Origin of the sequence: Paeniglutamicibacter sp. ORCA_105 (assembly GCF_045798545.1) — a bacterium.
In the GTDB taxonomy this organism is placed as follows: Bacteria; Actinomycetota; Actinomycetes; order Actinomycetales; family Micrococcaceae; genus Paeniglutamicibacter; species Paeniglutamicibacter sulfureus.
Window position 1 is genome coordinate 78,768 of record NZ_JBIXLM010000007.1, and the last position, 21,651, is coordinate 100,418.

Sequence of the window (21,651 nt, forward strand, 5' to 3'; positions counted from 1 at the left end):
TTTCCCGCATGGCTCCCGCAACGGGGCTGTAACCGGACTCGTGGCGCGGTCCCCACCGCTTGGTGGGCTCCGCGCCACTGCCCATTAACCACCCAAGGGCCGCCTGTAGATGGCCGATCAACCGATGGCCGCCTCAGTCCCGGGCGTCGCGCCGTGCCAGCGGAAGCACGCCCGGCGCCGTGGCCTCGACCGTATCCGCGTCGGCCGCCTCGAGCAGCTCACCGGCTCCGAGCGCCCGCGGTGTCGCCTCGATGACCGGTAGGCCGTGCAGCGCCGCGGCCGGATCGTGTTCGGAACCGAGCCCGGGATCGAGGTCCCTGATGCGCCGGGCGCTGGGCAAAACCCGGGATTCCAGGGCACCGACGAACGCGTTGTACTTCTCCACGCTGCCGCGCAGCGAAGCGCCCAGCTTCGACACGTGCCCGCCCATGGTCCCGAGCCGTTCGTACAGCTCACGGGACTGCACAAACAGTTCGCGCGCGTTCTCCGTCAAAAGCTCTTGCCGCCACGCGAACGCCAGCCCCTTGAGCATGGCCAGCAGCGTGGCGGGGGACGCCAGGGCGACGTTCTTGCCGAAGGCATGGTCCAGCAGCGCCGGATCCGCGCCCAGCGCGTCGGCGAGGAAGGATTCGGCGGGCAGGAAACACACCACCAGCTCGGGGCTGCCGTCCACGGCAGTCCAGTAGGACTTGGCGGCCAGGGCGTCGACGTGGCGGCGCAGCGCCTTGGAATGCTCCTGCATCTGTTCCCTGGCCCCGGCGCGCGAGGCGGCATCCGAGGCCGCCGAGAGCTCCTGGGCCTTCAGGTAGGCCGCCAGCGGGACCTTGGAGTCCAGCACAATCATCTTGTTTCCCGGCAGCCGAACCACCATGTCGGGACGCAGTCCCTCGGAAGTGCGCAGTTGTTCGCTGAAGTCGACGTGGGCCAGCATGCCGGCGGCCTCGACGACGCGGCGCAATTGCAGCTCGCCCCACGTGCCGCGTGCGGCATTGTTGCCCAGCGCCGCGGCCAGCGAACCGGTGGTGCGCAAGAGCTCGGAGTCGTTGTGGGCGGCCTGCACCAACTGCTCGCTGAGCTGGCCGAATTGCTCCACGCGGTCCCGCTCCAGCGTCGAGACCTGCGCACCTACCCGGCGCAGTTGTTCGGCGACCGGAGCCAGGGCCTGGAGCACCGACTGGTCCTGGCTCCCGCGCGCACGGTCCTCGGTGACCCGCTCGCGCAATTCCGCCACCTGGGCCTGGGCCCCTGCCAACAGCTGCGCGGTTTGTGCCAGTTCATCGCGCTCAATTAAGGCCTGTGCACGTGCGGCCGAGAGCGGAGCGCGGTTCACGAACCACCACGTGCCGACACCCAAAATGAATCCCACGACCAGCGAGCAAAGGGCCGCAACCCACACCAAAGCATCCATGACACAAACCATGCCAGCACCCACCGACGGTTTTGGACGGTAGACTCTATTCCCGTGGCTCTTACAATCGGAATCGTCGGACTGCCCAATGTCGGCAAGTCAACAATGTTCAATGCTCTTACCCGCGCGCAGGTCCTCGCGGCCAACTATCCGTTCGCGACCATCGAACCCAATGTGGGTGTCGTGCCGTTGCCCGATGCGCGCCTGAAGGTGCTCGCCGGGATCTTTGGCTCCGAGCGCATCCTTCCGGCAACCGTGTCCTTCGTGGACATCGCCGGCATCGTCAAGGGTGCCTCCGAGGGTGAAGGCCTGGGCAACAAGTTCCTGGCCAACATCCGCGAAGCCGAGGCCATCTGCCAGGTGACGCGCGCGTTCTCGGACCCCGACGTGATCCACGTCGACGGCAAGGTCGACCCTGCCTCGGACATCGAGACGATCGCCACCGAGCTGATCCTCGCCGACATGCAGACCATCGAGAACCAAATGCCGCGCCTCGAGAAGGAACTGCGCGCCAAGAAGATCGAGGCCTCCTTCATCGAGACGGTCAAGGCCGCGCAGAAGGTCCTTGAAGAGGGCAAGACCCTTTACTCCGCCGGCAAGGCCGCCGGAATCGACATCGACGAGCTGGCCCCGCTGCAGCTGATGACCACCAAGCCGTTCATCTACGTGTTCAACACCGACGAAGAGGGTCTGGCCAACACCGAGATGCAGGCCGAGCTGTCCGCCCTGGTCGCACCGGCCGAGGCCATCTTCCTTGATGCGCAGTTCGAGTCCGAGCTGGCCGAGCTGACCGAGGAAGAAGCCGAGGAAATGCTGGAGGACGCCGGCTACACCGAGTCCGGCCTGGACAAACTCGCCCGGGTGGGCTTCGACACCCTGGGACTGCAGACCTACCTGACCGCAGGTCCGAAGGAAACGCGTGCGTGGACCATCGCCAAGGGTGCCACCGCACCGGAGGCAGCCGGCGTGATCCACACCGACTTCCAGCGCGGCTTCATCAAGGCCGAGGTCTTCGGTTTCGAGGAATTGGTCGAGGCCGGATCCGTCGCCGCGGCCAAGTCCGCCGGCAAGGCACGCATTGAAGGCAAGGAATACATCATGAAGGACGGCGACGTCGTTGAATTTAGGTTCAATGTGTAGGTCCTGACCTCCTTGAATCCTTTTGCGATGGCCGCCTTGAACACGTGTTCTTGGCGGCCATGCGCTTTTTACGAGTAGTTGCCACCTCAAGGCAGCCAGAATTTTTCTGCGTGGCGAACCAGTGACCAAACTCGAAGGCATCATTTCTGACTTGCGTTGGATCCGCCCCGCGGACGCGCCGGCAAAGGACGACCCATCGGGACAAGGACTGTTAAGCAAGTAGCCGTAGTTCCCTTAGAACAGCGGCCAGGGCACCGCAGACATCTCCCCGCTCGGGGCCGGAAACCGCCCTGCCAAGCGCAACCGGTTGCAGCGCGCGGCGAGCGATGCGATTTCTTCGGCGCTGAGCAAGTCCGCCAGGTTTCGGCCCAGCTCACCATGCAGTCCTTCGCTGACACGATCTATGCCGTCTTCTTCGTCGGCGGTTAGGGCGTCTCCTAGCCATCCCCACAGCACCGTGCGCAGCTTGTGGTCACGGTGAAAGGTGAGCCCGTGGTCCACGCCATGCCGGTGTCCGTCAGCCAGGGCAAGGATGTGGTCGCCTTTGCGGTCGGCGTTGTTGACGATGACGTCGAACACCGCCATGCGTCTGAGCGCTGGCGAATCTTCGTGAACGAGGGCGACCATCCGTCCGTCCTCATCTCGTCCCTGGAGAACGTGTTTCCAACCAGTCTCCGGCACGTGGTCCGCCGCGATCAGGTTCACGGCGTTTTGGGCGGGATCCTGCTCCTGCCAGAGCTGCACCATTCCTTCGCCCAGCGGACCATCGCGCAGCCAGGTCTGCGGCACGACGCCCCAGCCGAAGGCCTGCGAGACCAGATAGGCGGCCACCTCCCGGTGGGCCAACGTACCCCGGGGAAAATCCCACAGCGGACTTTCGCCGGCTATCGGCTTATAGACGACCACCACGTCGCCGATGCTGCCGAGAAACGTGGCGTTTGAAGCCGTCGTGATACGGCCGGTGAGAGTCAGCTCGGCGGCCACTAGGTCCGGTGTTGGCATCAGACTTCGGGAAGGGTGCAGGTGTGGCCATCAGCGTCCACGGGATAACCGCAGAGCGGGCACATCGGACGCCCAGCACCCACGATCTCGCGGGTGCGCTTGGCGAATGCGCGGGCGGTGCCGACCGGCATTCGCACGCGCAGCATTTCGGGCTCCTTAGCCCCGTCCTCCTGAAGCGATTTGTCGTTGTCATCAGCATCAGAATCGTCATCGGTGATGGGGTGGGCCTCAATGACGATCTGGGCCGTGGTTGGGTCCCATCCCAAGCTCATGGCCCCAGTGCGAAACTGCTCCTGGACGGCCTCGAGCGGGTCATTGTCGACAAGTTCAATGTGAGTACCCGTGGGAACGCTGAAGCGGTTGCCCTCGACGGTGATGAGCTGGTCGAGGATTTCGTCGATCTTCTCTGCGAGCAGTGCCGACTGCTGTTTCTCCAAGGCAATGCTCACGACCTGCGTCCCTGCGCGCACCTGCAGGTAGAACGTACGCGCCCCCGGAAGGCCAACGGTGCCAACGACGACCCGATCAGGCCAGGAAAATTCGTGAACACTTGTAGGCATGTCAATCATTCTAGGCCCATGAGGCTCATGGCGCCTTGTGCCCTGCACCGCCGCCCACCGGCGCATCGCCAGAGTGGATGCCGTTCGACAACCACGACAGATCACCCGCATCGGTGTTGGTCGCGTAGACGCTCGGCCGACTAACGCCGTATCGCACGATCGATATGGAGGCGGGGCCCACGTTGATTCGCTGGAACAGGTCAAGGTGCATGCCGAGCGCGTCAGCGAGGATCGACTTGATGATGTCGCCGTGACTCACTGCCGCCCACACGGCCCCTGGCCCGTGCTCGGCTTCGAATGCTGCATCGTGGCGTCGAATCGCTGCCACTGACCGAGCCTGCATCGCGGCCAAGGATTCACCGCCCGGAAAGACGACGGCGGACGGCTGCGACTGGACAACCGGCCACAAATCCTCGGTCGCGAGATCACTGAGTAAGCGGCCCTGCCACTGGCCGTAATCGCACTCGGTGAGATCGAGGTCAACTGGCGCGTGCGGCGCGCCCGTCTGGCGATCCAGAATGAACTGGGCGGTCTGCTGACAACGCTCAAGAGGGCTCGACACCACCCCGACCAAGGGCACGGGCGCGAGCCGGTCTCCGGTCAAGGCCGCCTGGTCCCGACCGATCTGGTCCAAGCCGACGCCGACAGCCCGACCGGCCAGCAGTCCAGTGGCATTGGCTGTGGAGCGGCCGTGCCGCACGAGAATAACTGTCGCCATCCACCCAGCCTATCCACCTGCCGTCGACGAACACAGCCCGGACGCCGAGTGTCACCAACCTGATGGCCCAATCCGAGCTATCCGGTTCAGGTGTAGGCACTTGATCTCGTCATGCGTTCTCGCGCGCCCTGCGCCCAAATATCTCGTGACCTCGGGATCTGAGTCGAATTCCAAAAGCCTCGATGAGTTTTCGACCCGGGGGTAACACTGCGGGGAGTGTGCCCGCGATACGGAACCTCAACGATTTCAGGGATATTAATCCATCGCAGTAGTCGGTGGCTTTCGGCTTCGCCGCTTAGTACGCCGCACCGGAATGCGGCAATTGACCAGCCCGCGCATGAAGTTCCTTCGTCCAAGTGAAATTTTCTGCGGAACAGGGGAGGTTTATTGCGCCTGTGCGGTCTATGGATCAAGGGAATTTGTCCGGCGACCGGCGGGTGGCAAATTCCGATTCGAAAAACGCTCGATTCGTCATGGACCGGAGCCCGTAAACAGCATTTGCTGCGTTAGCAGGCTCCATTTATGTGGATTCCGCAGCACTGATCGCTTGGACCCGCTGAAACCGCAGCAATCCCGTTGCAATCATTGGTTGTTTTAGTGCCACGAAGCATGTTTCCTATAGTCAGAACACTAATCGGAAAGGACAGCGGTTCTCAGGTACGTTTCCACCAAGTGAAGGATTTCTCATGAACATGGAAAGTTTCGATTGGGCGGGCATGGCGCAGAAGGTCGCCATCGCCATAATAATCCTGCTGGTGACTTGGCTATTGGCCAAGTTGGTCAAGTGGGTCATTGGAAAACTCGTGGGGCGGGTAAAGGGGTTGCAACGTCAGGGGAATGACGGGCAACAACTTGGGGAATCACTGGGCAAGATTGCGGGACTGATCATCTGGCTCTTTGGACTGGTCGCCATCTTGCAGGTCTTCGCACTTACCGAGGTCCTGACGCCGGTTCAAGATCTGCTGGGTAAGGTCATGGCCTTCATTCCGAACCTCATCGGTGCGGGCATCATTTTCTTCATCGGCTACATGATCGCCAAGATCGTGCGGCAGCTGGTGACCACGGCATTGGGAGCTGTCGATTTCAGCAGGCTGACTGCCAGGTTCAAGAAGGGGCAGCCTGAAGTCGATCCCGTTGCCACTCATGAACAGAACGCCAAGATCATTTCCATCATCGGAAACCTGCTCTTCGCGATCATCATCATTGTGGTGGGCATCAGCGCCCTGCAGGTGCTCGGCATCGCCGCAATCTCCGATCCGGCCCAGCAGATGCTGACCATGATCATGAGCGCGATCCCGCAAATCATCGCCGCGCTGATCCTGCTGGCCATTGGTTACGTCATCGCAAAGTTTGTCGGCACGATCCTGGAAAGCACGTTGCAGGGGATCGGCACCGATTCGGTTGTGCACAGGTGGGGGATCGTCCCCGCCGACAGGAGCGCCTCGGGCATCATCGCGCTGCTGGTGAAGATCGCCATCATGCTGTTCTTCGGCATCATGGCAGCACGTCAGCTGAACTTCCCCGAAGTCACCAACATCCTCAACGACATTCTGGCACTGGGCGGCAACGTACTCTTCGGCGCTTTGATCATCGCCGCAGGATTCCTGATCGCCAACATCGTCGTGTCGATCGTCGGTCCGGGAACGGCGGCGACAGTGATCCGGTGGGCAACGATTGCGCTCTTCATCGCCATGGGCCTGAAGTACATGGGCATTGCGGATTCCATCATCAACATGGCCTTTGGCGCAGTGGTGATCGGCGGCGCACTGGCCGCGGCCCTCGCCTTCGGTCTGGGTGGACGCGATGCGGCAGCAAAAACACTGGAAAAGCTGGAACACAAGCAGCCGCCTCCTGCACCGCCGGCACATGCCGGGCCGGTGAACCCGCTGGGTTAGGCGCCGACATCAACTAACAGCGACGCCGGTACGCGGTGTTGCGAACAAGCAGGGCGGTCTTGGGTATCCACCCCGGGACCGCCCTGTTTGTTGCCGGGGGACACGCCCCAGCGCGGGTTGCCGCAGGACCACAGTGACAGTGGGATCAGGCGTGAATCTTTGCCCCCGTTGACGCTGCGGGCGGGTGGCTCCCGGCGCCCCGCCAACAAGTGTTCATGCGTGAGATAAGGCACGTTTAACACCAGATTTCCCATTAGGACTAGAATGGTTAATTGGGTCAGTCGTGGCCCCGACCCCCGAGACCCAAATTCTCTAGAAGAAGTGAGCCTTTTCGCATGTCAGATACCACCATCATCGCTCGTGAAGACCTGCGCAACGTAGCCATCGTTGCGCACGTTGACCACGGCAAGACCACCTTGGTCAACGCAATGCTCCAGCAGACCGGTGCCTTCGACAGCCACGGTGAAACCGAAGACCGCGTGATGGACTCTGGCGAGCTGGAACGCGAAAAGGGCATCACCATCCTGGCCAAGAACACCACGGTGTTCTACAGCGGCCCGGCGGCCAACGGCCACAACATGACCATGAACATCATCGACACCCCCGGCCACGCCGACTTCGGTGGCGAGGTCGAGCGCGGTCTGTCCATGGTCGACGGCGTTGTGCTGCTCGTGGACGCATCCGAAGGTCCGCTGCCGCAGACCCGCTTCGTGCTGCGCAAGGCACTCGTTGCCAACCTGCCCGTCATCATCGTGGTCAACAAGACCGACCGCCCCGATGCACGCATCGACGGCGTCGTCTCCGATTCCATGGACCTGCTCCTGGGCCTGGCCTCCGACCTGGCTGACGAAGCCCCGGACCTGGACCTGGACAAGATCCTCAACGTCCCGATCGTCTTCGCCTCGGGCAAGGCCGGTTTCGCCTCAGTGAACCAGCCCGCCGACGGCACCATGCCGGACAACGAGGACCTCGAGCCGCTGTTCGAGACCATCATCAAGCACGTTCCGGCCCCGACCTACACCGAGGGCGAAGTCCTTCAGGCACACGTCACCAACCTTGACGCCTCCCCGTTCCTGGGTCGCCTGGCGCTGATGCGCATCTTCAACGGCACCCTGCGCAAGGGCCAGCAGGTTGCCTGGGCCCGCCAGGACGGCGAGCTCAAGACCGTAAAGATCACCGAACTGCTGGCCACCAAGGGCCTGACCCGCGTTCCGGCGGAGTCCGCTGGACCGGGCGAGATCGTCGCAGTTGCCGGCATCGAAGACATCATGATCGGCGAGACCCTCACCGACATCGAAAACCCGAAGCCGCTGCCGCTGATCACCGTTGACCCGCCGGCCATCTCGATGACCATCGGTATCAACACCTCGCCGCTGGCCGGCAAGGTCAAGGGTGCCAAGGTCACCGCCCGCCAGGTCAAGGACCGCCTTGACAAGGAACTGATCGGCAACGTTTCGCTGAACATCCTTCCGACCGAGCGTCCGGATGCCTGGGAAGTCCAGGGCCGTGGCGAATTGGCACTGGCCATCCTCGTTGAGCAGATGCGTCGTGAAGGCTTCGAGCTGACCGTCGGCAAGCCGCAGGTTGTCACCAAGATGATCGACGGCAAGCTGCACGAGCCGATGGAGCACATGACCATCGACGTACCCGAGGAATACCTCGGCGCCGTGACCCAGCTGATGGCAGCCCGCAAGGGCCGCATGACCAACATGGCCAACCACGGTACCGGCTGGTGCCGCATGGAATTCATGGTTCCGGCACGTGGCCTGATCGGCTTCCGTACCCGCTTCCTGACCGACACCCGCGGTGCAGGCATTGCCGCTTCGTTGGCCGAGGGCTACGAGCCATGGGCCGGTCCGATCGAATACCGCACCAACGGTTCGATCGTGGCCGACCGCTCCGGCGTCGTCACCCCGTTCGCGATGATCAAGCTGCAGGAGCGCATGTCCTTCTTCGTGGCACCGACCTCCGAGGTCTACGAGGGCATGATCGTTGGCGAGAACTCGCGCGCCGATGACATGGACGTGAACATCACCCGCGAAAAGCAGCTCACCAACATGCGTGCAGCTTCCTCGGATACCTTCGAGAACATGACCCCGCCGCGCAACCTGACTCTGGAAGAGTCCCTCGAATTCGCCCGTGAGGACGAATGCGTTGAGGTTACCCCGGAGGCAATCCGTATCCGCAAGCTCATCCTGAACGCTGGCGACCGCGCGAAGTCCAACCGTGCCCGGGCAAAGTCCTAACAAGGCACCAGGGCTAACCGCCTCCACCTTGGGCAGCGTCCTGGCCGCTTTGGCGGCCGGGGCGCTTGCCGCCGTGGTGGGAACCATCCTGCATGCCTCGCTGGGCTATGCGGGGGACGTGCCGATTCCCTGGGGCGCCGCCGTGGCGCTGCTGCTGACGGGGGCCCTGGTCTACTGGGTGGGCCTGCTGCGCGGCAAGCTGTGGGTCAGCGCCCTGGCCGGCCTGGCGACGTACGTGTTCGTGGCATTGATCTCGACCGACACGAACAACCACATGATCGTCTCGACCCAGTTCTTCAAGATGCTTCCGGGCCCGGCATTGGCCGGCGGCATGTGGGTGTACGGCATCATCGTCCCGGTCATCGTGGCGATCCTGCTGGTCTCCCGGCAATTGCGCGCCGCAGCACGTACCCGCGGCTGATCCCGGGTGCGGGCCGATAAGGCCTTCACCCAGCGCAACACCAGGACATATATGACAGGACCCCCGCAGAGCTCTGCGGGGGTCCTGTCATTGGTTGGCGGGAGGTTAGGCCGCGCCGGTGGTCTTCTTGGCCGACTTCACGTCCAGGTGGTGTGCCAGGAACAACGAGGTGGCCACACCGTCGGTATCCGAGTCGCGCATGGCGTAGTCCTCGATCACTGCATGGATGCGTGACATCATTTCCTTCTGGGTGCTTTCGCTGAGCTTCAGACCCACGCGCATGACCTGGATTTCCTGCGGAGCCAACCCGTCGATTTCCTGCAGGAACGTGTCAACGAGCAGCGGAGCGGCATCCGGCAGCTTGGTGCCCCACGACAGCTTGGTGCTTCGGTACGGCACTTCCTTGGCCCCGCGGTTGCCGCGGCGCGTCTCCTCGGCGGCGAGGAACCCGTTGGAAAGCAGTGTGCGCACATGGTGCAGCGACGTCGCCGGATTGATATCCAGCATGTCGGCAATTTCCTTGTTGGTACGCGATTCGTGCAAGCAAAGTCGCAGGATGCGAAGGCGGAGCGGGGAGCTCAACGCCCTGGCGCGGGCCTGTACTTCTTCATCTGTGGCCATGGTTTAAGCATACGGGAAATCACGCCACTGATTGAATCTTTCAAATCGCTCGGCGTGTGTGTTTCGGGGGGGTCGCTGTCAGTGGCGCTGCCGCCGGGGCGGCGGGGGAGGAACCGCCTTGGCGTGGGTGATCCGGGCGCGTTCGACGGACACCGTACCGCCGCGGGTCTCGAGGACCACGTGGGTCTCGGTCACCGACTGCACGTTGCCCAGGGCATCGGACAGCCGTTCGCCGGCGCTTCCCTGCTCGTGGGGTGCCAGGCGATAGCGAATGACCACGCGGGTGCCCGGGGGAATCGTGGTGAAGAGATCCGGATCCATGTCTCGAGTCTAGGCCGGGCCGTAACATGACACCGTGAGTCAGAGATGGATGTGTGCGAAGCCACATTCGTGGCGGGGGCGCCGTTTGACCGGGCAAAGCGGCCCAAACGGGACTAAGCTATTGGAGAGCATGCATCGCCGCGTGCCGCATGACCAGACAGTTCATGATCCGCTGTAAAGGAAGGCCCCGGGTACCGTGACCTACATCATCGCCCAGCCGTGCGTCGACGTCAAAGACAAGGCGTGCATCGAGGAATGCCCCGTGGATTGCATCTACGAAGGCGAACGCTCGCTGTACATCCACCCCGACGAATGCGTTGACTGCGGCGCCTGCGAACCGGTGTGCCCGGTGGAGGCCATTTACTACGAGGACGATGTCCCCGACCAGTGGGCCGAGTACTACAAGGCCAACGTGGAGTTCTTCGACGAGGTCGGTTCCCCGGGCGGAGCGGCCAAGCTGGGCAACATGGGCATCGACCACCCCATTATTTCCGTCCTTCCGCCCCAGGCCCAGGACTGAACGCCACCACCATGCTGACGCTCCCTGACTATCCGTGGAATGCCCTTGCTCCCTACGCGGCACGCGCCGCCGAGCACGAGGGCGGTGCCGTGAACCTTTCCATCGGCACTCCCGTGGACCCCACACCCGAAATCATCATCCGGGCGCTGCGCGAGAGCGCGAACGCCCCGGGATACCCCACCACCCACGGCACGCCGGAGCTGCGCGAGGCCATCGTGGACTGGTTCGGACGCCGACGCGACGTGCGTGGCCTGGCCTCAGACGACGTCATGCCCACCGTCGGCTCCAAGGAACTGGTGGCCTGGCTGCCGCTGCTCCTGGGCCTGGGGGCGGGTGACCTGGTGGTCCGCCCGCTGGTTGCCTACCCGACGTACGACATCGGTGCGCAATTGGCCGGCGCCGACTCCATCGCGGCCGACTCGCTGGACGGACTCTCGGAGGACGACCGTGCGCGCGTGAAGCTCGTGTGGGTCAATTCCCCGGGCAACCCCACCGGCATCGTCCGCGGCGCTGCCGAACTCAAGGCGCTGGTCGATGACGCCCGCTCGCTGGGCGCCGTCGTGGCCTCGGACGAATGTTACGCCGAGCTTGGCTGGGGTGAGCACGAGGACGGGGTGCCGAGCATCCTCCACGACTCGGTCTCCGGCGGCGACATGAGCGACCTGCTGTGCGTCTACTCGCTGTCCAAGCAGTCGAACCTCGCCGGATACCGTGCTGCATTCGTGGCCGGGGCACCGAACCTGATGCCCGCGCTGGTCAACAACCGCAAGCACGCGGGGATGATCGTGCCGGCCCCGGTCCAGGCTGCCATGGTCGCCGCCCTGAACGACGACGAGCACGTCAAGGTGCAAAAAGATCTGTACCGTGCACGCCGTGACCTCCTGGTTCCGGCCCTCGGCGCCTTCGGCTTGCGCATCGTGGACTCGGTCGGAGGGCTCTACCTGTGGTGCACCGCGGACGAGGACTGCTGGACCACCCTGGGACGGCTCGCGGAACTGGGCATCGTGGCAGGGCCCGGCGCGTTCTACGGGACGGCCGGGGAGAAATTTGTGAGGATCGCGCTCACCGCCAGCGACGAACGGATCGGCAGCGCCGTTGAACGGCTTAATGCGGCAGCCTGAACGGCAAACGTGACCAACCAATTAGTGTCAAGAGCCTACTAAACGGTAGCGTGACAGTGATTACTGACCATCGGATTCATCTGCATTCCGGTTAGGAGAGACAATGACGGAAAACAATTCTGCTCAGCTCAGCTTCGGCGGCAACAGCATCGAACTCCCTGTTGTGCCCGCGGTAGAAGGCAACAATGGCTTTAACATCGCCCCCCTGTTGAAGGCGACAGGCGGCGTGACGTACGACCCAGGCTTCATGAACACTGCGGCGACCAAGTCCGCGATCACCTTCATCGATGGCGATGCGGGGATCCTGCGCTACCGCGGTTACCCGATCGAGCAGCTGGCCGAGAAGTCCAGCTTCCTGGAAACCAGCTACCTGCTGATCTACGGCAACCTGCCCTCGGCCACCGAGCTGGAGGAATTCGACCAGAAGATCCGCCGGCACACGCTGCTGCATGAAGAGCTCAAGGGCTTCTTCGGCGGCTTCCCGCGCGACGCGCACCCGATGCCGGTGCTCTCCTCGGCCGTCTCCGCCCTGTCCACCTGGTACCAGGATTCGTTGGATCCGTTCAACGAGGAACAGGTCGAGCTCTCGACCATCCGCCTGCTGGCCAAGATGCCGGTGCTTGCCGCCTACGCGCACAAGAAGTCCATCGGCCAGGCACTGCTCTACCCGGACAACTCGATGAACCTGGTCGAGAACTTCATGCGCCTGAGCTTCGGCCTCGCCGCCGAACCGTATGACATGGATCCGGTCATGGTCAAGGCCCTCGACCAGCTGCTGGTCCTGCACGCGGACCACGAACAGAACTGCTCCACCTCCACGGTGCGCCTGGTCGGTTCCTCGAACGCGAACATGTTCGCCTCGGTCTCCGCCGGAATCAACGCGCTGTTCGGCCCCGCCCACGGCGGCGCCAACGAGGCAGTGCTCAAGATGTTGCGCCAGATCCAGTCCGAGGGCCTGAAGCCCGCCGACTTCATGGAGAAGGTCAAGAACAAGGAAGACGGCGTCCGCCTCATGGGCTTCGGACACCGCGTCTACAAGAACTACGATCCGCGCGCCAAGATCATCAAGAACACGGCCCACGAGATCCTCGGCAAGCTCGGCGGCAACGACGAGCTGCTGGACATCGCGATGTCCCTGGAAGAGCGCGCCCTGAACGATGACTACTTCATCTCGCGCAAGCTCTACCCGAACGTCGACTTCTACACAGGCCTGATCTACAAGGCCATGGGCTTCCCGGAGAAGATGTTCACCGTGCTGTTCGCCATCGGCCGCCTGCCGGGCTGGATCGCGCAGTGGCGTGAAATGATCCAGGATCCGGAAATGAAGATCGGGCGCCCGCGCCAGCTCTACATCGGCGAGTCGGAGCGCAACTACCCGAACCGCTAGGCCTGTCCGGAGCCGCAGCGGGGAAGGGATCCCGCCGCGCGAACCGCAGCAATGCCAGCCGAGGGGGGCCGGCACCGTTGAAGGAGATGTATCCGTCAACGGTGCCGGCCCCCCTTTGCCGTGAACGGCCGCCTGCACGCTGATCCCCGGACTTTCGGGGCTTTTGTGCCATTTCGGGCTTATCCTAGATTTAGGCATGGGATTTAACGGAAACGGGTGTGCACATATGGTGCTGGAGTCTGGTTCGGGTTGGAAGGTTTCGGCCGATATCGACAAGGAGATGTTGCTGGCGCTATATTTCCGGGACTTGGCGGCCATCGAGCCGATGGGGGCAATGTCGCTCGCGCCGCTGAGCCCCCGGGTCAAGCCGGCTGCCGCGCGGGAGCTGTCCGAAAATGCCGCCGGAGAACTGCGCCAGGAATGGCAAAGCTGGTGGGAGCAGATCCTGGCCAACGGCCAACCGACCATCGACATCCACGCGGAACCGGACTTTCCGGGCTTCTCCGATTCACCGAGCCTGCAACACCTCTTGCGTGCCCACTACGGCAACGCCTACACCTGGACGCAGAACAGGGTGGGGGAGTACCAGGATTACTGCGTCGACAACACCAAGGAACGGCTCCAGCTCTTGGCGCATCTCTTCGCCGAACGGGAGTTGGAGGGCAAGAACCTCGATGACCTGCATCTGAAGCTGGTCGAGCTGCCGCTGGCCGAGCGTCGCGCCTGGTTCGTGGAACCGGACACGGTGATCCTGAGCCAGGAACTGATGCGGGATGCGACGCTTTTCCGCAGCTACCTGCAGCCCATCATCGACCTGATGATCTAGGCGCGGTGTTTCGCTATTTCGCGGAACCGGCCAGGGAGATGATGACGTAGCCGTCTGTGGTGGCCGCAGGCACCCAGCGGCCCTCGGAGCGGTTCCACACCAGTCCCGCGTAGGAGACCGACTCGGTCTGGTGCTTCTGCGCGTTGGCCACGGCCCACTGGGCGATGGCCCAGCCCTGGTCGCCGCGTACGGCGATGCGCACGCGGTTTCCGGCCAGGTCGTCGGCCTTCTGGCCCGTGGTCGCCAACAGGTCGGCTGCCACCGTCGTGGCCGAGCCGGCACCATCCGTCGGGCGCAGCGTGCAATTGAGCGTCGAGGGGGAGGCCCCGGTGAGCGCCGAGGCAAAGGCTGTGGCCTCTTCCTCATGCTTGGCGTAGGCCTGCGGGTAGGCGGAGCGCTGGACCTTCTGCGCCGCGTCGGTCAGGGCCATCGACTCGTAGTCAAAGGTCTCCAGCTCCTGGAAGAAGCGGTTGGCGGCATAGACCGGATCCTGGACCTGCTCCTCGGTGCCCCAGCCCATGGACGGGCGCTGCTGGAACAGGCCGCGCGAATCCGGGCCGGCGTTGTCGCCATAGTCGATGTTGGTGAGCTTGGATTCCTGCATCGAGGTGGCGATCCCGATGGTGGCTGCGCGCGTGGGCATGTTCCGCTTGGTGGCCGCCGCGGCGATCACCGCGGCGTTCGAGGCCTGGTCCGGTGTCAGGGAGTGCAGCGTCGAGCCCACCAGGGCGGTGCATTTCTGGCGTACCACCGTGGCATCGATCCCGATGAAGTTCACCGCGGCGTAGAGCCCACCGCCGATGAGCCCCATGGCGAGCACCAGGGCCAAAAAGGTGCGGCCCCAGCGTCGGGGCCCGCGGTGCCGACCATGATGCCGGTCGGCATGCCGCGAGCCCAACGAGAGCACGCGTTGGTGTGCGTCAGTTGGCATGCAGGACGCTGTTCAATTCCACGTGTTGGCCGGCCCGCGGCAGCGCCTCCACGGCACCGGTGAGCGAGTTGCGGCGGAAGAGCAGGTTCGGAACCCCGGAAAGTTCAACGGCTTTGACCACGGTGTTCCCGAGCTGGACGCGGGTTCCGGCGGTGACGTAGAGGCCGGCTTCGACGACCGAGTCGTCCCCGATGGAAATGCCCACGCCGGAGTTTGCACCCAGCAGCACGCGTTCGCCGATGACGATCCGTTCCTTGCCTCCGCCGGAGAGGGTGCCCATGATGGAGGCACCGCCGCCAACATCAGAACCGTTGCCCACCACGACCGAGGCGGAGATCCTGCCCTCGACCATCGAGGCGCCCAAGGTTCCGGCATTGAAGTTCACGAAGCCCTCGTGCATGACGGTGGTGCCCGATGCCAGGTGCGCGCCCAGACGGACGCGGCCGCCGTCGGCAACGCGGACCCCTGCGGGAACGACGTAGTCGAGCATCCGGGGGAACTTGTCGACCCCGTAGACGGTCAGGGCACCGCGCGGGCGCAGGCGCAGACGGGTGCGTTCGAAGTCTGCAACTGCGCAGGGTCCGAAGTTCGTCCACACGACGTTTTGCAGCAGGCCGAAGGCCCCGTCGAGGTTGACGTTGTTGGGGGTCACCAGTCGGTGGGAGAGCAGGTGCAGGCGCAGCCAGACATCCGCGGTGTCCGCGGGGGCAACGTCGAGGTTGATTTCAAGGGCGATCACAGCCTGCGTGGTGCCACGCCCGGCATCGTCCCGGGCGGCGGCGGCCAGGTCCCCGGAAATCTGCGCAGCGTCTTCCAGGACGCCGACGACGGGATTCGGGAACCACGCGTCCAGCACCGAGCCGTCGGCGGCGTAGGTGGCCAGGCCGTGGGCCGAGGCGATCCTGAGGTCGTGTGTGGAGGCGTGCGTGGATGGGGTGTCTACCGGAGTCATGAATCAATCCTAGCGCGGCCCCGGGTACTAATCTTGGATTGTGCACAGCAAACCCAGCCCCGCAAACCCCGCCGCCCCCGCCACGCCCATTGACCTGGACCTGCGCGAAGACGTGGCGGACCTGACCGCCCGGCTGATGGACATCGAGTCCGTCTCCGGAAACGAGACCGCCCTGGCGGACGCCATCGAATCCGCCCTGCGCCAGATCCCGGGTCTGTCGCTGCACCGCGACGGGGACTCGATCGTGGCCCGCACGACGCTGGGCCGGGCGGAGCGGGTGATCCTGGCCGGCCACCTTGACACCGTGCCGCTGCCCACGACCCCCGGTGCCCGGGGGACAGTGCCGGTGAGCTGGGACGGCGAGACGCTCTACGGCCGCGGCGCGACCGACATGAAGGGCGGTGTGGCGGTGCAGCTTGCCCTGGCGGCCACGCTGCAGGACCCGAACCGGGACGTCACCTACATCTTCTACGACCACGAGGAAGTCGAGGGCTCCAAGTCGGGCCTGGGCCGGCTCTTCCGCAACTGCCCGGAACTGCTCGGCGGCGACTTCGCCATCCTGCTTGAACCCACCGACGGCACCGTGGAGGGCGGCTGCAACGGCACCAGCCGCTACAAGGTGCGCACCCGCGGGGTCGCGGCGCACTCGGCCCGAGCCTGGATGGGCGAGAACGCCATCCACGCCGCAGCACCCATCCTGCAGGTCCTGGCCGGCTACACGCCCCAGACCGTGGAGGTGGACGGGCTGGAATTCCGCGAGTCGCTCAATGCGGTGCGCATCAACGGCGGCATCGCCGGCAACGTGATCCCTGACTACTGCGAGGTCGAGGTCAACTACCGCTTCGCCCCCGACAAGGACGTGGAGGCCGCCGAAGCCCACGTGTTCGAGCTCTTTGAGGGCTTCGAGATCGTCCGCACCGACGGCGCCGGCGGCGCCCGGCCCGGGCTCCGGCATCCTGCAGCAGCCTCCTTCGTCGAGGCGGTGGGCCAGACCCCGAAGCCGAAGTTCGGGTGGACCGATGTCGCCCGCTTCTCGGCGCTGGGTATTCCCGCGGTGAACTTCGGTCCGGGCGATGCGCTGCTGGCGCATTCGGACGACGAACATGTCACCCGCACCGCCATCCACGACTGCCTGGCCGCACTGCGCCGCTGGCTCGGCGAAGCCCCCTCCGCATAGCACCCCCCCGGACCCCGGTGCATCGCCGGGATCCATCACCGGCGCAAAAGGGCCGGGCGACAATCGACGTCTCGTGGATCACGAGACCGACTGCCGCCCGGCCCTTTTCGCCGTGCTGTGCCCTGTCCGGGTTTGGCCTAGGTGGCCGGACCTCCGGGAACCTTGGTGCTCAGGTCGGCGACCACCACCGGCACTGCCGGGTCCAGGGGCTTGCCCGCGCTGATGCCGCGGCTGCTGAGCCGGCCCGCGACCACGGAGGCCAGCTTCGAGAGCGCGAAGTTGATCAGGATGAAGATCGCTGCCACCACCACGAGCGCCTGCAGCACGTTGGCGTTGCCCGTGCCGATGAGCCTGCCGTTGAAGAGCAACTCGTTGAAGTTGATGATGTAGCCCAACGCGGAATCCTTCAGGATGACCACGAACTGGCCGATCAGCGCCGGCAGCATCGCGATGAGTGCCTGCGGGATCTCCACGTTGCGCAGCGACTGTCCGCGGGTCAGGCCAATGGCGATACCCGCCTCGCGCTGGCCCTTGGGCAGGCCGAAGACGCCCGAGCGAATCAACTCGGCAACGATTGATCCGTTGTACAGCGTCAGGCCCACGACCACCGCGACGAACGGCGAGTCGCTCGGGGCCACGATCCCGGAGCGAGCCAGGATGATCCAGAGGAAGATCATCATCAGCAGCACCGGCACCGCACGGAAGAACTCCACGACAACGGAGCTGATCCAGTTGACCACCTTGTTGGTGGACAGGCGCCCGATGCCAAAGATGAACCCGAAGACCAACGAGGTGACGATGGCGACTGCCGCAGCCCTCAGCGTGTTCAGCAGGCCGGGGACTATGTAGTTCTCCCAGATGGAGCCCTCGCCGAACACCGACCACTTCTCGGCAGCCAGCTGACCTGCGTCGTTCATGACCTTGAACAGGTAATAGACCAGAAAGAGTGCAAGCAGTACGCCGAGGACGTTGACAATGAGCACGCGACGCCGGGCCTTGGGCCCGGGGGCGTCGAACAGAACGGATTCGGAGACTTTCATCGTGCCACCGCCAACTTCTTGGATAGGTACGTGGTGAGCAAGCCAACGGGGATCACGACGATCACGAAGAACACGGCGATGGTGAGGAAGATCAGGATCCCGACATCGGCGCGGAACTCAAGCATGGTCTTCATGAGGCCCGAGATCTCGGCCACCGAACCTGCCACGGCGACCGTCGTGTTCTTGATCAACGCGATCAGCACGTTGCCCAACGGTGCAATGGCCCCGCGGAAGGCCTGCGGCAGGATGACCAGGCGTGCGGCGGGCAAGAAGCTTAGCCCGATGGCGCGGGCCGCCTCGGCCTGGCCCAGCGGCACGGTGTTGACGCCTGAACGAATGGCTTCACACACGAAGGCGGAGTGGTAGATCGTCAAACCGAGAATGGCGATCTGGAAGAAGTTGAGATTGAAATCCGAGCTGAACTGGACCCTGAACACGCCAAAGAGAACCAACACGCCAAAGGCCATGATGATGGTCAGCGGGGTGTTTCGGAAGATGTTCACGTAAGAGGTTCCGAAGGCGCGGAAGCTTGGCACCGGCGAAATGCGCATCAGTGCCAAGAGCGTGCCCAGGACCAACGACCCGATGGCTGCCCAAAATGTCAGCTGCAGGTTGCCCCAGAAGGCGGACAACATTTGTCCGCCGTATTCATCCCATAGGGAAAGGTAGCCTTGCATGGCTTACTCCTTTAGGGTGCGATTGAGGTAGGTCCCATCCGGCGCGGATCACGCGCCGGATGGGACCCATGAGAACGATCAGTGACTAGGCGCAGGCCTCGGGCGTCGGGGGGTTCATGTCGGCGTTGGGCTTATAGCCGGTGCCCTCGGTGTTGGCCTGGAGCGCCTTTTCCCATTCGCCGGATTCGACCATCTTGGCGATGGCGGTGTTGATGTCGGCACAGGTGGTGGCGTCCTTGCTCAGGCCGACGCCGTACTTCTCCTCGGAGAAGGTGTTGCCCACGACCTTGAACTTGCCCTTGTTGGCCTCGGTGGCTGCAAGGCCGGCCAGGATGATGTCATCGGTGGTGACTGCGTCGATGCCACCGGTTTCCAGCAGGCCGAGGCAGTCGGCATAGCCGCCCTGTTCAACCAGTGCCACGCCGGGGTAGGAGTCGGAGACCTTCTGGGCCGAAGTCGAACCCGTCACCGAGCAAAGCTTCTTGCCGGTCAAGGTCTCCGGGCCGGTGATGGAGGAGTCGTCCTGGCGGACCAAGAGGTCCTGGCCGGCGACGAAGTAGGGGCCGGCGAAGGCCACTCGCTCCTTGCGGGTGTCGGTGATCGAGTAGGTCGCGAAGATCATGTCGAGCTGCTTGGTTTCCAGCAGGGTTTCGCGGTTTGCAGACGGGGCGGAGACCCATTCGATCTTGTCTTCCGCGAAGCCCAGTTCATTGGCAACGTACTTGGCGACATCGACGTCGAAACCTGTGTAGGCCTCGCCGTCCTTGAAGCCGAGACCTGGCTGGTCGAACTTGATGCCGATCTTGATGGTGTCACCATCGGCGGTTTCGCCGCCGGATCCGCCACAACCGGTCAGGGCCAGGGCCCCGGCTGCTGCCATGGCTGCTACTGCTGAAATGCGAGACTTACGCATCGTTTCTCCTTGTTGTGATCAAGGATGAGAGCGAGTTTCCCATCCATCGAAGTAAGAGTGTCGTTGAACGTCTTTAGTTGGTGATGAGCTTGCCGAGGAAATCCTTGGCCCGCGCACTCTCCGGATTGGTGAAGAACTTATCGGGGGTGGATTCCTCGACGATCAGGCCATCGGCCATGAAGATCACGCGGTCGGCGGCCTTTCGGGCGAATCCCATCTCATGGGTCACCACGATCATCGTCATGCCTTCCTTGGCGAGGCCAATCATCGTGTCAAGGACTTCGTTGATCATTTCGGGGTCCAAGGCAGACGTCGGCTCGTCAAAGAGCATGACCTTCGGACGCATGGCGAGTGCGCGGGCAATGGCCACGCGTTGCTGCTGGCCACCGGAAAGCTGTGCGGGGAGCTTGTCCTTCTGGTTGGCAACACCGACGCGTTCCAGCAAGGACATCGCGAGCTTGTCGGCATCCGACTTCTTCATCCCCTTGGCCTTGATCGGGCCCAGGGTGACATTCTCCAGAATGGTTTTGTGTGCAAAGAGGTTAAATGACTGGAACACCATGCCGACGTCTGCACGCAGCTTGGCCAGCATTTTGCCTTCTTCGGGCAACACCTTGCCATCGATTTCGATGGATCCGGTATCGATGGTTTCGAGTCGATTGATGGTGCGGCATAGGGTCGACTTCCCCGAACCGGATGGGCCCAGTACGACGACGACTTCACCCTTGCTGACTTCAAGGTTGATGTTCTGTAGAACATGGAGGTGGCCATAGTGCTTGTTAACCCCGGAGAGCCTGACGATGGGAGTCAGGTCCGGGTTAGCGCTATTCGAGTGGGAATCAGTGCTCATGACAAGAACACTATCCGAAGTGACGCGCTTCACGACCATGATTTGGCCAGTCGATGCCAAATCTTTGCCTAAAGCGGCCCTGACGCGGCCAGTCGGACCGGGAATTGCCATTACAGTGGAGGGCATGCAACGCCAGAATTCGCAATCGAAGAACTTTGATGCCCTGCCCGATCCGGCACGCCGAAAAGGCTCGGTGGTGTTGCGTCGCTCGCAAGCCAAAACCGAGCAGTCGGATGCCTATCTTCTTGATACGCGCGAGGATGAGGATTTCACCCACTCCGATCCGTGGCGGGTTTTGCGCATCCAGAGTGAATTCGTTGAAGGCTTCGGTGCCCTTGCCGGCTTGGGGCCGGCGATCAGCGTCTTCGGTTCCGCCCGCACACCGCGTGGGTCGGAGCGCTACAACCAGGCCGAGAAGATCGGCGAGCTCATTGCGGCCGCCGGGGTGGCAGTGATAACCGGTGGCGGCCCCGGGGCCATGGAGGCAGCAAACAAAGGTGCGGTTGCCGCCGGCGGCATCTCGGTCGGGCTGGGTATTGAGCTGCCCTTCGAAACCGGACTCAACGAGTGGGTGGACCTCGGAATCAACTTCCGCTACTTCTTCGCAAGAAAAACAATGTTCGTCAAGTACTCACAAGGGTTCATCGTCTTGCCTGGCGGTTATGGAACATTGGATGAACTCTTTGAGGCGCTGACCTTGGTGCAAACCGAAAAGGTGACCGGATTCCCCATTGTTTTGGTCGGCATCGCATATTGGAGCCCGCTTCTGGAATGGCTGCGAAACACCGTTGCGGTGGAAGGTGCCATCTCCGTTTCAGACCTTGACTTGGTTCACATCACCGACGACGTCGAAGAAGCCGTGGATATTGTTGTTAATTCGGCCAGGCCCAATGGCTTTGTCGCAGGGGACTAAGACCCGACGGCC

General features: G+C 63.4%; 22 protein-coding genes. 10 read left to right on the top strand and 12 right to left on the bottom strand.

Going from position 1 to position 21,651, the window contains the following annotated elements; all coding sequences use genetic code 11:
• Positions 1–133 precede the first annotated feature (133 nt).
• Positions 134–1,408, bottom strand: a complete 1,275-nt coding sequence (rmuC, locus tag ACIPUB_RS05335) for a DNA recombination protein RmuC (RefSeq protein WP_407606423.1) — start codon at positions 1,406–1,408, stop codon at positions 134–136.
• 54 nt (positions 1,409–1,462) lie between these two features.
• Here rmuC and ychF point away from each other — a divergent pair, with 54 nt between their 5' ends.
• The gene (ychF, locus tag ACIPUB_RS05340; protein WP_264270913.1) at positions 1,463–2,548 is read left to right on the top strand and encodes a redox-regulated ATPase YchF; all 1,086 of its coding nucleotides are present in this window, start codon (positions 1,463–1,465) and stop codon (positions 2,546–2,548) included.
• A 234-nt stretch (positions 2,549–2,782) separates the two neighbouring features.
• Here the strand turns inward: ychF and ACIPUB_RS05345 are convergent, their stop codons facing one another.
• From ACIPUB_RS05345 to ACIPUB_RS05355, 3 genes are read right to left on the bottom strand one after another with little or no spacing between them, the layout of a single operon-like run.
• Positions 2,783–3,550, bottom strand: coding sequence for an SCO1664 family protein (locus tag ACIPUB_RS05345; RefSeq protein WP_407606424.1), 768 nt, complete (start codon positions 3,548–3,550; stop codon positions 2,783–2,785).
• Positions 3,550–4,110, bottom strand: a complete 561-nt coding sequence (locus ACIPUB_RS05350) for a DUF3090 domain-containing protein (RefSeq protein WP_407606425.1) — start codon at positions 4,108–4,110, stop codon at positions 3,550–3,552. The genes ACIPUB_RS05345 and ACIPUB_RS05350 overlap by 1 nt, the downstream gene beginning before the upstream one ends.
• A gap of 25 nt (positions 4,111–4,135) precedes the next feature.
• Complete coding sequence (locus ACIPUB_RS05355; RefSeq protein ID WP_407606426.1) at positions 4,136–4,828, bottom strand: histidine phosphatase family protein; 693 nt, start codon at positions 4,826–4,828, stop codon at positions 4,136–4,138.
• A gap of 686 nt (positions 4,829–5,514) precedes the next feature.
• Between ACIPUB_RS05355 and ACIPUB_RS05360 the strand changes: the two genes are divergently transcribed.
• The 3 genes from ACIPUB_RS05360 to ACIPUB_RS05370 all read left to right on the top strand — a co-directional run bounded on the left by ACIPUB_RS05360 (position 5,515) and on the right by ACIPUB_RS05370 (position 9,390).
• Positions 5,515–6,723, top strand: coding sequence for a mechanosensitive ion channel (locus ACIPUB_RS05360; protein ID WP_407606427.1), 1,209 nt, complete (start codon positions 5,515–5,517; stop codon positions 6,721–6,723).
• Between the two features lie 335 nt (positions 6,724–7,058).
• Entirely contained in the window at positions 7,059–8,969 is a 1,911-nt protein-coding gene (gene typA / locus ACIPUB_RS05365) for a translational GTPase TypA (RefSeq protein WP_407606428.1), read from the top strand.
• 28 nt (positions 8,970–8,997) lie between these two features.
• Positions 8,998–9,390, top strand: a complete 393-nt coding sequence (locus ACIPUB_RS05370; RefSeq protein ID WP_407606429.1) for a hypothetical protein — start codon at positions 8,998–9,000, stop codon at positions 9,388–9,390.
• Between the two features lie 105 nt (positions 9,391–9,495).
• On the opposite strand, the gene ACIPUB_RS05375 is transcribed toward ACIPUB_RS05370, so the two are convergent.
• The gene (locus tag ACIPUB_RS05375; RefSeq protein ID WP_407606430.1) at positions 9,496–10,011 is read right to left on the bottom strand and encodes a helix-turn-helix domain-containing protein; all 516 of its coding nucleotides are present in this window, start codon (positions 10,009–10,011) and stop codon (positions 9,496–9,498) included.
• Positions 10,012–10,089: 78 nt separating this feature from the next.
• A complete protein-coding gene (locus ACIPUB_RS05380) occupies positions 10,090–10,332 on the bottom strand; it encodes a hypothetical protein (RefSeq protein ID WP_407606431.1) in 243 nt (80 codons plus the stop codon).
• 196 nt (positions 10,333–10,528) lie between these two features.
• On the opposite strand from ACIPUB_RS05380, the gene fdxA reads away from it, so the two are divergent.
• The 4 genes from fdxA (at position 10,529) to ACIPUB_RS05400 (ending at position 14,186) form a co-directional block, all read left to right on the top strand.
• Positions 10,529–10,852, top strand: a complete 324-nt coding sequence (gene fdxA, locus ACIPUB_RS05385) for a ferredoxin (RefSeq protein ID WP_264270922.1) — start codon at positions 10,529–10,531, stop codon at positions 10,850–10,852.
• A gap of 11 nt (positions 10,853–10,863) precedes the next feature.
• On the top strand, positions 10,864–11,973 hold the full coding sequence (gene dapC / locus ACIPUB_RS05390) for a succinyldiaminopimelate transaminase (RefSeq protein WP_407606432.1): 1,110 nt from the start codon (positions 10,864–10,866) through the stop codon (positions 11,971–11,973).
• 103 nt (positions 11,974–12,076) lie between these two features.
• Entirely contained in the window at positions 12,077–13,360 is a 1,284-nt protein-coding gene (locus ACIPUB_RS05395; RefSeq protein ID WP_407606433.1) for a citrate synthase, read from the top strand.
• A gap of 226 nt (positions 13,361–13,586) precedes the next feature.
• Positions 13,587–14,186, top strand: coding sequence for a hypothetical protein (locus tag ACIPUB_RS05400; protein WP_407606434.1), 600 nt, complete (start codon positions 13,587–13,589; stop codon positions 14,184–14,186).
• 13 nt (positions 14,187–14,199) lie between these two features.
• On the opposite strand, the gene ACIPUB_RS05405 is transcribed toward ACIPUB_RS05400, so the two are convergent.
• Both ACIPUB_RS05405 and dapD read right to left on the bottom strand, forming a co-directional pair.
• Complete coding sequence (locus tag ACIPUB_RS05405) at positions 14,200–15,117, bottom strand: hypothetical protein (protein ID WP_407606435.1); 918 nt, start codon at positions 15,115–15,117, stop codon at positions 14,200–14,202.
• Complete coding sequence (dapD, locus tag ACIPUB_RS05410; RefSeq protein WP_407606436.1) at positions 15,107–16,069, bottom strand: 2,3,4,5-tetrahydropyridine-2,6-dicarboxylate N-succinyltransferase; 963 nt, start codon at positions 16,067–16,069, stop codon at positions 15,107–15,109. Before dapD ends, ACIPUB_RS05405 begins: the two co-directional genes overlap by 11 nt.
• Before the next feature lie 37 nt (positions 16,070–16,106).
• On the opposite strand from dapD, the gene dapE reads away from it, so the two are divergent.
• The gene (gene dapE / locus ACIPUB_RS05415) at positions 16,107–17,246 is read left to right on the top strand and encodes a succinyl-diaminopimelate desuccinylase (protein ID WP_407606481.1); all 1,140 of its coding nucleotides are present in this window, start codon (positions 16,107–16,109) and stop codon (positions 17,244–17,246) included.
• Positions 17,247–17,383: 137 nt separating this feature from the next.
• On the opposite strand, the gene ACIPUB_RS05420 is transcribed toward dapE, so the two are convergent.
• From ACIPUB_RS05420 to ACIPUB_RS05435, 4 genes are all read right to left on the bottom strand, one after another.
• A complete protein-coding gene (locus ACIPUB_RS05420) occupies positions 17,384–18,286 on the bottom strand; it encodes an amino acid ABC transporter permease (RefSeq protein ID WP_407606437.1) in 903 nt (300 codons plus the stop codon).
• Positions 18,283–18,963: an amino acid ABC transporter permease gene (locus ACIPUB_RS05425; RefSeq protein WP_407606438.1), complete on the bottom strand. Its 681-nt coding sequence runs from the start codon at positions 18,961–18,963 to the stop codon at positions 18,283–18,285. The genes ACIPUB_RS05420 and ACIPUB_RS05425 overlap by 4 nt, the downstream gene beginning before the upstream one ends.
• Positions 18,964–19,048: 85 nt before the next feature.
• Positions 19,049–19,876 carry a glutamate ABC transporter substrate-binding protein gene (locus ACIPUB_RS05430; RefSeq protein ID WP_407606439.1) on the bottom strand — a complete coding sequence of 276 codons (828 nt, stop codon included), beginning with the start codon at positions 19,874–19,876 and terminating at the stop codon, positions 19,049–19,051.
• A gap of 73 nt (positions 19,877–19,949) precedes the next feature.
• Positions 19,950–20,726 (bottom strand): amino acid ABC transporter ATP-binding protein, encoded by a 777-nt coding sequence (locus ACIPUB_RS05435; RefSeq protein ID WP_372342943.1) that lies wholly within the window; start codon positions 20,724–20,726, stop codon positions 19,950–19,952.
• 124 nt (positions 20,727–20,850) lie between these two features.
• Here ACIPUB_RS05435 and ACIPUB_RS05440 point away from each other — a divergent pair, with 124 nt between their 5' ends.
• Positions 20,851–21,639: a TIGR00730 family Rossman fold protein gene (locus ACIPUB_RS05440; protein ID WP_407606482.1), complete on the top strand. Its 789-nt coding sequence runs from the start codon at positions 20,851–20,853 to the stop codon at positions 21,637–21,639.
• Positions 21,640–21,651 lie beyond the last annotated feature (12 nt).

Coding starts and splice junctions, on each gene's coding strand:
- ACIPUB_RS05355 (WP_407606426.1), bottom strand. CDS start 4,828: ATGGCGACAGTTATTCTCGTGCGGCACGGCCGCTCCACAGCCAATGCC.
- ACIPUB_RS05425 (WP_407606438.1), bottom strand. CDS start 18,963: ATGCAAGGCTACCTTTCCCTATGGGATGAATACGGCGGACAAATGTTG.
- ACIPUB_RS05375 (WP_407606430.1), bottom strand. CDS start 10,011: ATGGCCACAGATGAAGAAGTACAGGCCCGCGCCAGGGCGTTGAGCTCC.
- rmuC (WP_407606423.1), bottom strand. CDS start 1,408: ATGGATGCTTTGGTGTGGGTTGCGGCCCTTTGCTCGCTGGTCGTGGGA.
- ACIPUB_RS05405 (WP_407606435.1), bottom strand. CDS start 15,117: ATGCCAACTGACGCACACCAACGCGTGCTCTCGTTGGGCTCGCGGCAT.
- ACIPUB_RS05400 (WP_407606434.1), top strand. CDS start 13,587: ATGGTGCTGGAGTCTGGTTCGGGTTGGAAGGTTTCGGCCGATATCGAC.
- ACIPUB_RS05380 (WP_407606431.1), bottom strand. CDS start 10,332: ATGGATCCGGATCTCTTCACCACGATTCCCCCGGGCACCCGCGTGGTC.
- dapC (WP_407606432.1), top strand. CDS start 10,864: ATGCTGACGCTCCCTGACTATCCGTGGAATGCCCTTGCTCCCTACGCG.
- ACIPUB_RS05430 (WP_407606439.1), bottom strand. CDS start 19,876: ATGCGTAAGTCTCGCATTTCAGCAGTAGCAGCCATGGCAGCAGCCGGG.
- ACIPUB_RS05435 (WP_372342943.1), bottom strand. CDS start 20,726: ATGAGCACTGATTCCCACTCGAATAGCGCTAACCCGGACCTGACTCCC.
- ACIPUB_RS05440 (WP_407606482.1), top strand. CDS start 20,851: ATGCAACGCCAGAATTCGCAATCGAAGAACTTTGATGCCCTGCCCGAT.
- ACIPUB_RS05395 (WP_407606433.1), top strand. CDS start 12,077: ATGACGGAAAACAATTCTGCTCAGCTCAGCTTCGGCGGCAACAGCATC.
- ACIPUB_RS05345 (WP_407606424.1), bottom strand. CDS start 3,550: ATGCCAACACCGGACCTAGTGGCCGCCGAGCTGACTCTCACCGGCCGT.
- ACIPUB_RS05360 (WP_407606427.1), top strand. CDS start 5,515: ATGAACATGGAAAGTTTCGATTGGGCGGGCATGGCGCAGAAGGTCGCC.
- dapD (WP_407606436.1), bottom strand. CDS start 16,069: ATGACTCCGGTAGACACCCCATCCACGCACGCCTCCACACACGACCTC.
- ACIPUB_RS05420 (WP_407606437.1), bottom strand. CDS start 18,286: ATGAAAGTCTCCGAATCCGTTCTGTTCGACGCCCCCGGGCCCAAGGCC.
- typA (WP_407606428.1), top strand. CDS start 7,059: ATGTCAGATACCACCATCATCGCTCGTGAAGACCTGCGCAACGTAGCC.
- ACIPUB_RS05350 (WP_407606425.1), bottom strand. CDS start 4,110: ATGCCTACAAGTGTTCACGAATTTTCCTGGCCTGATCGGGTCGTCGTT.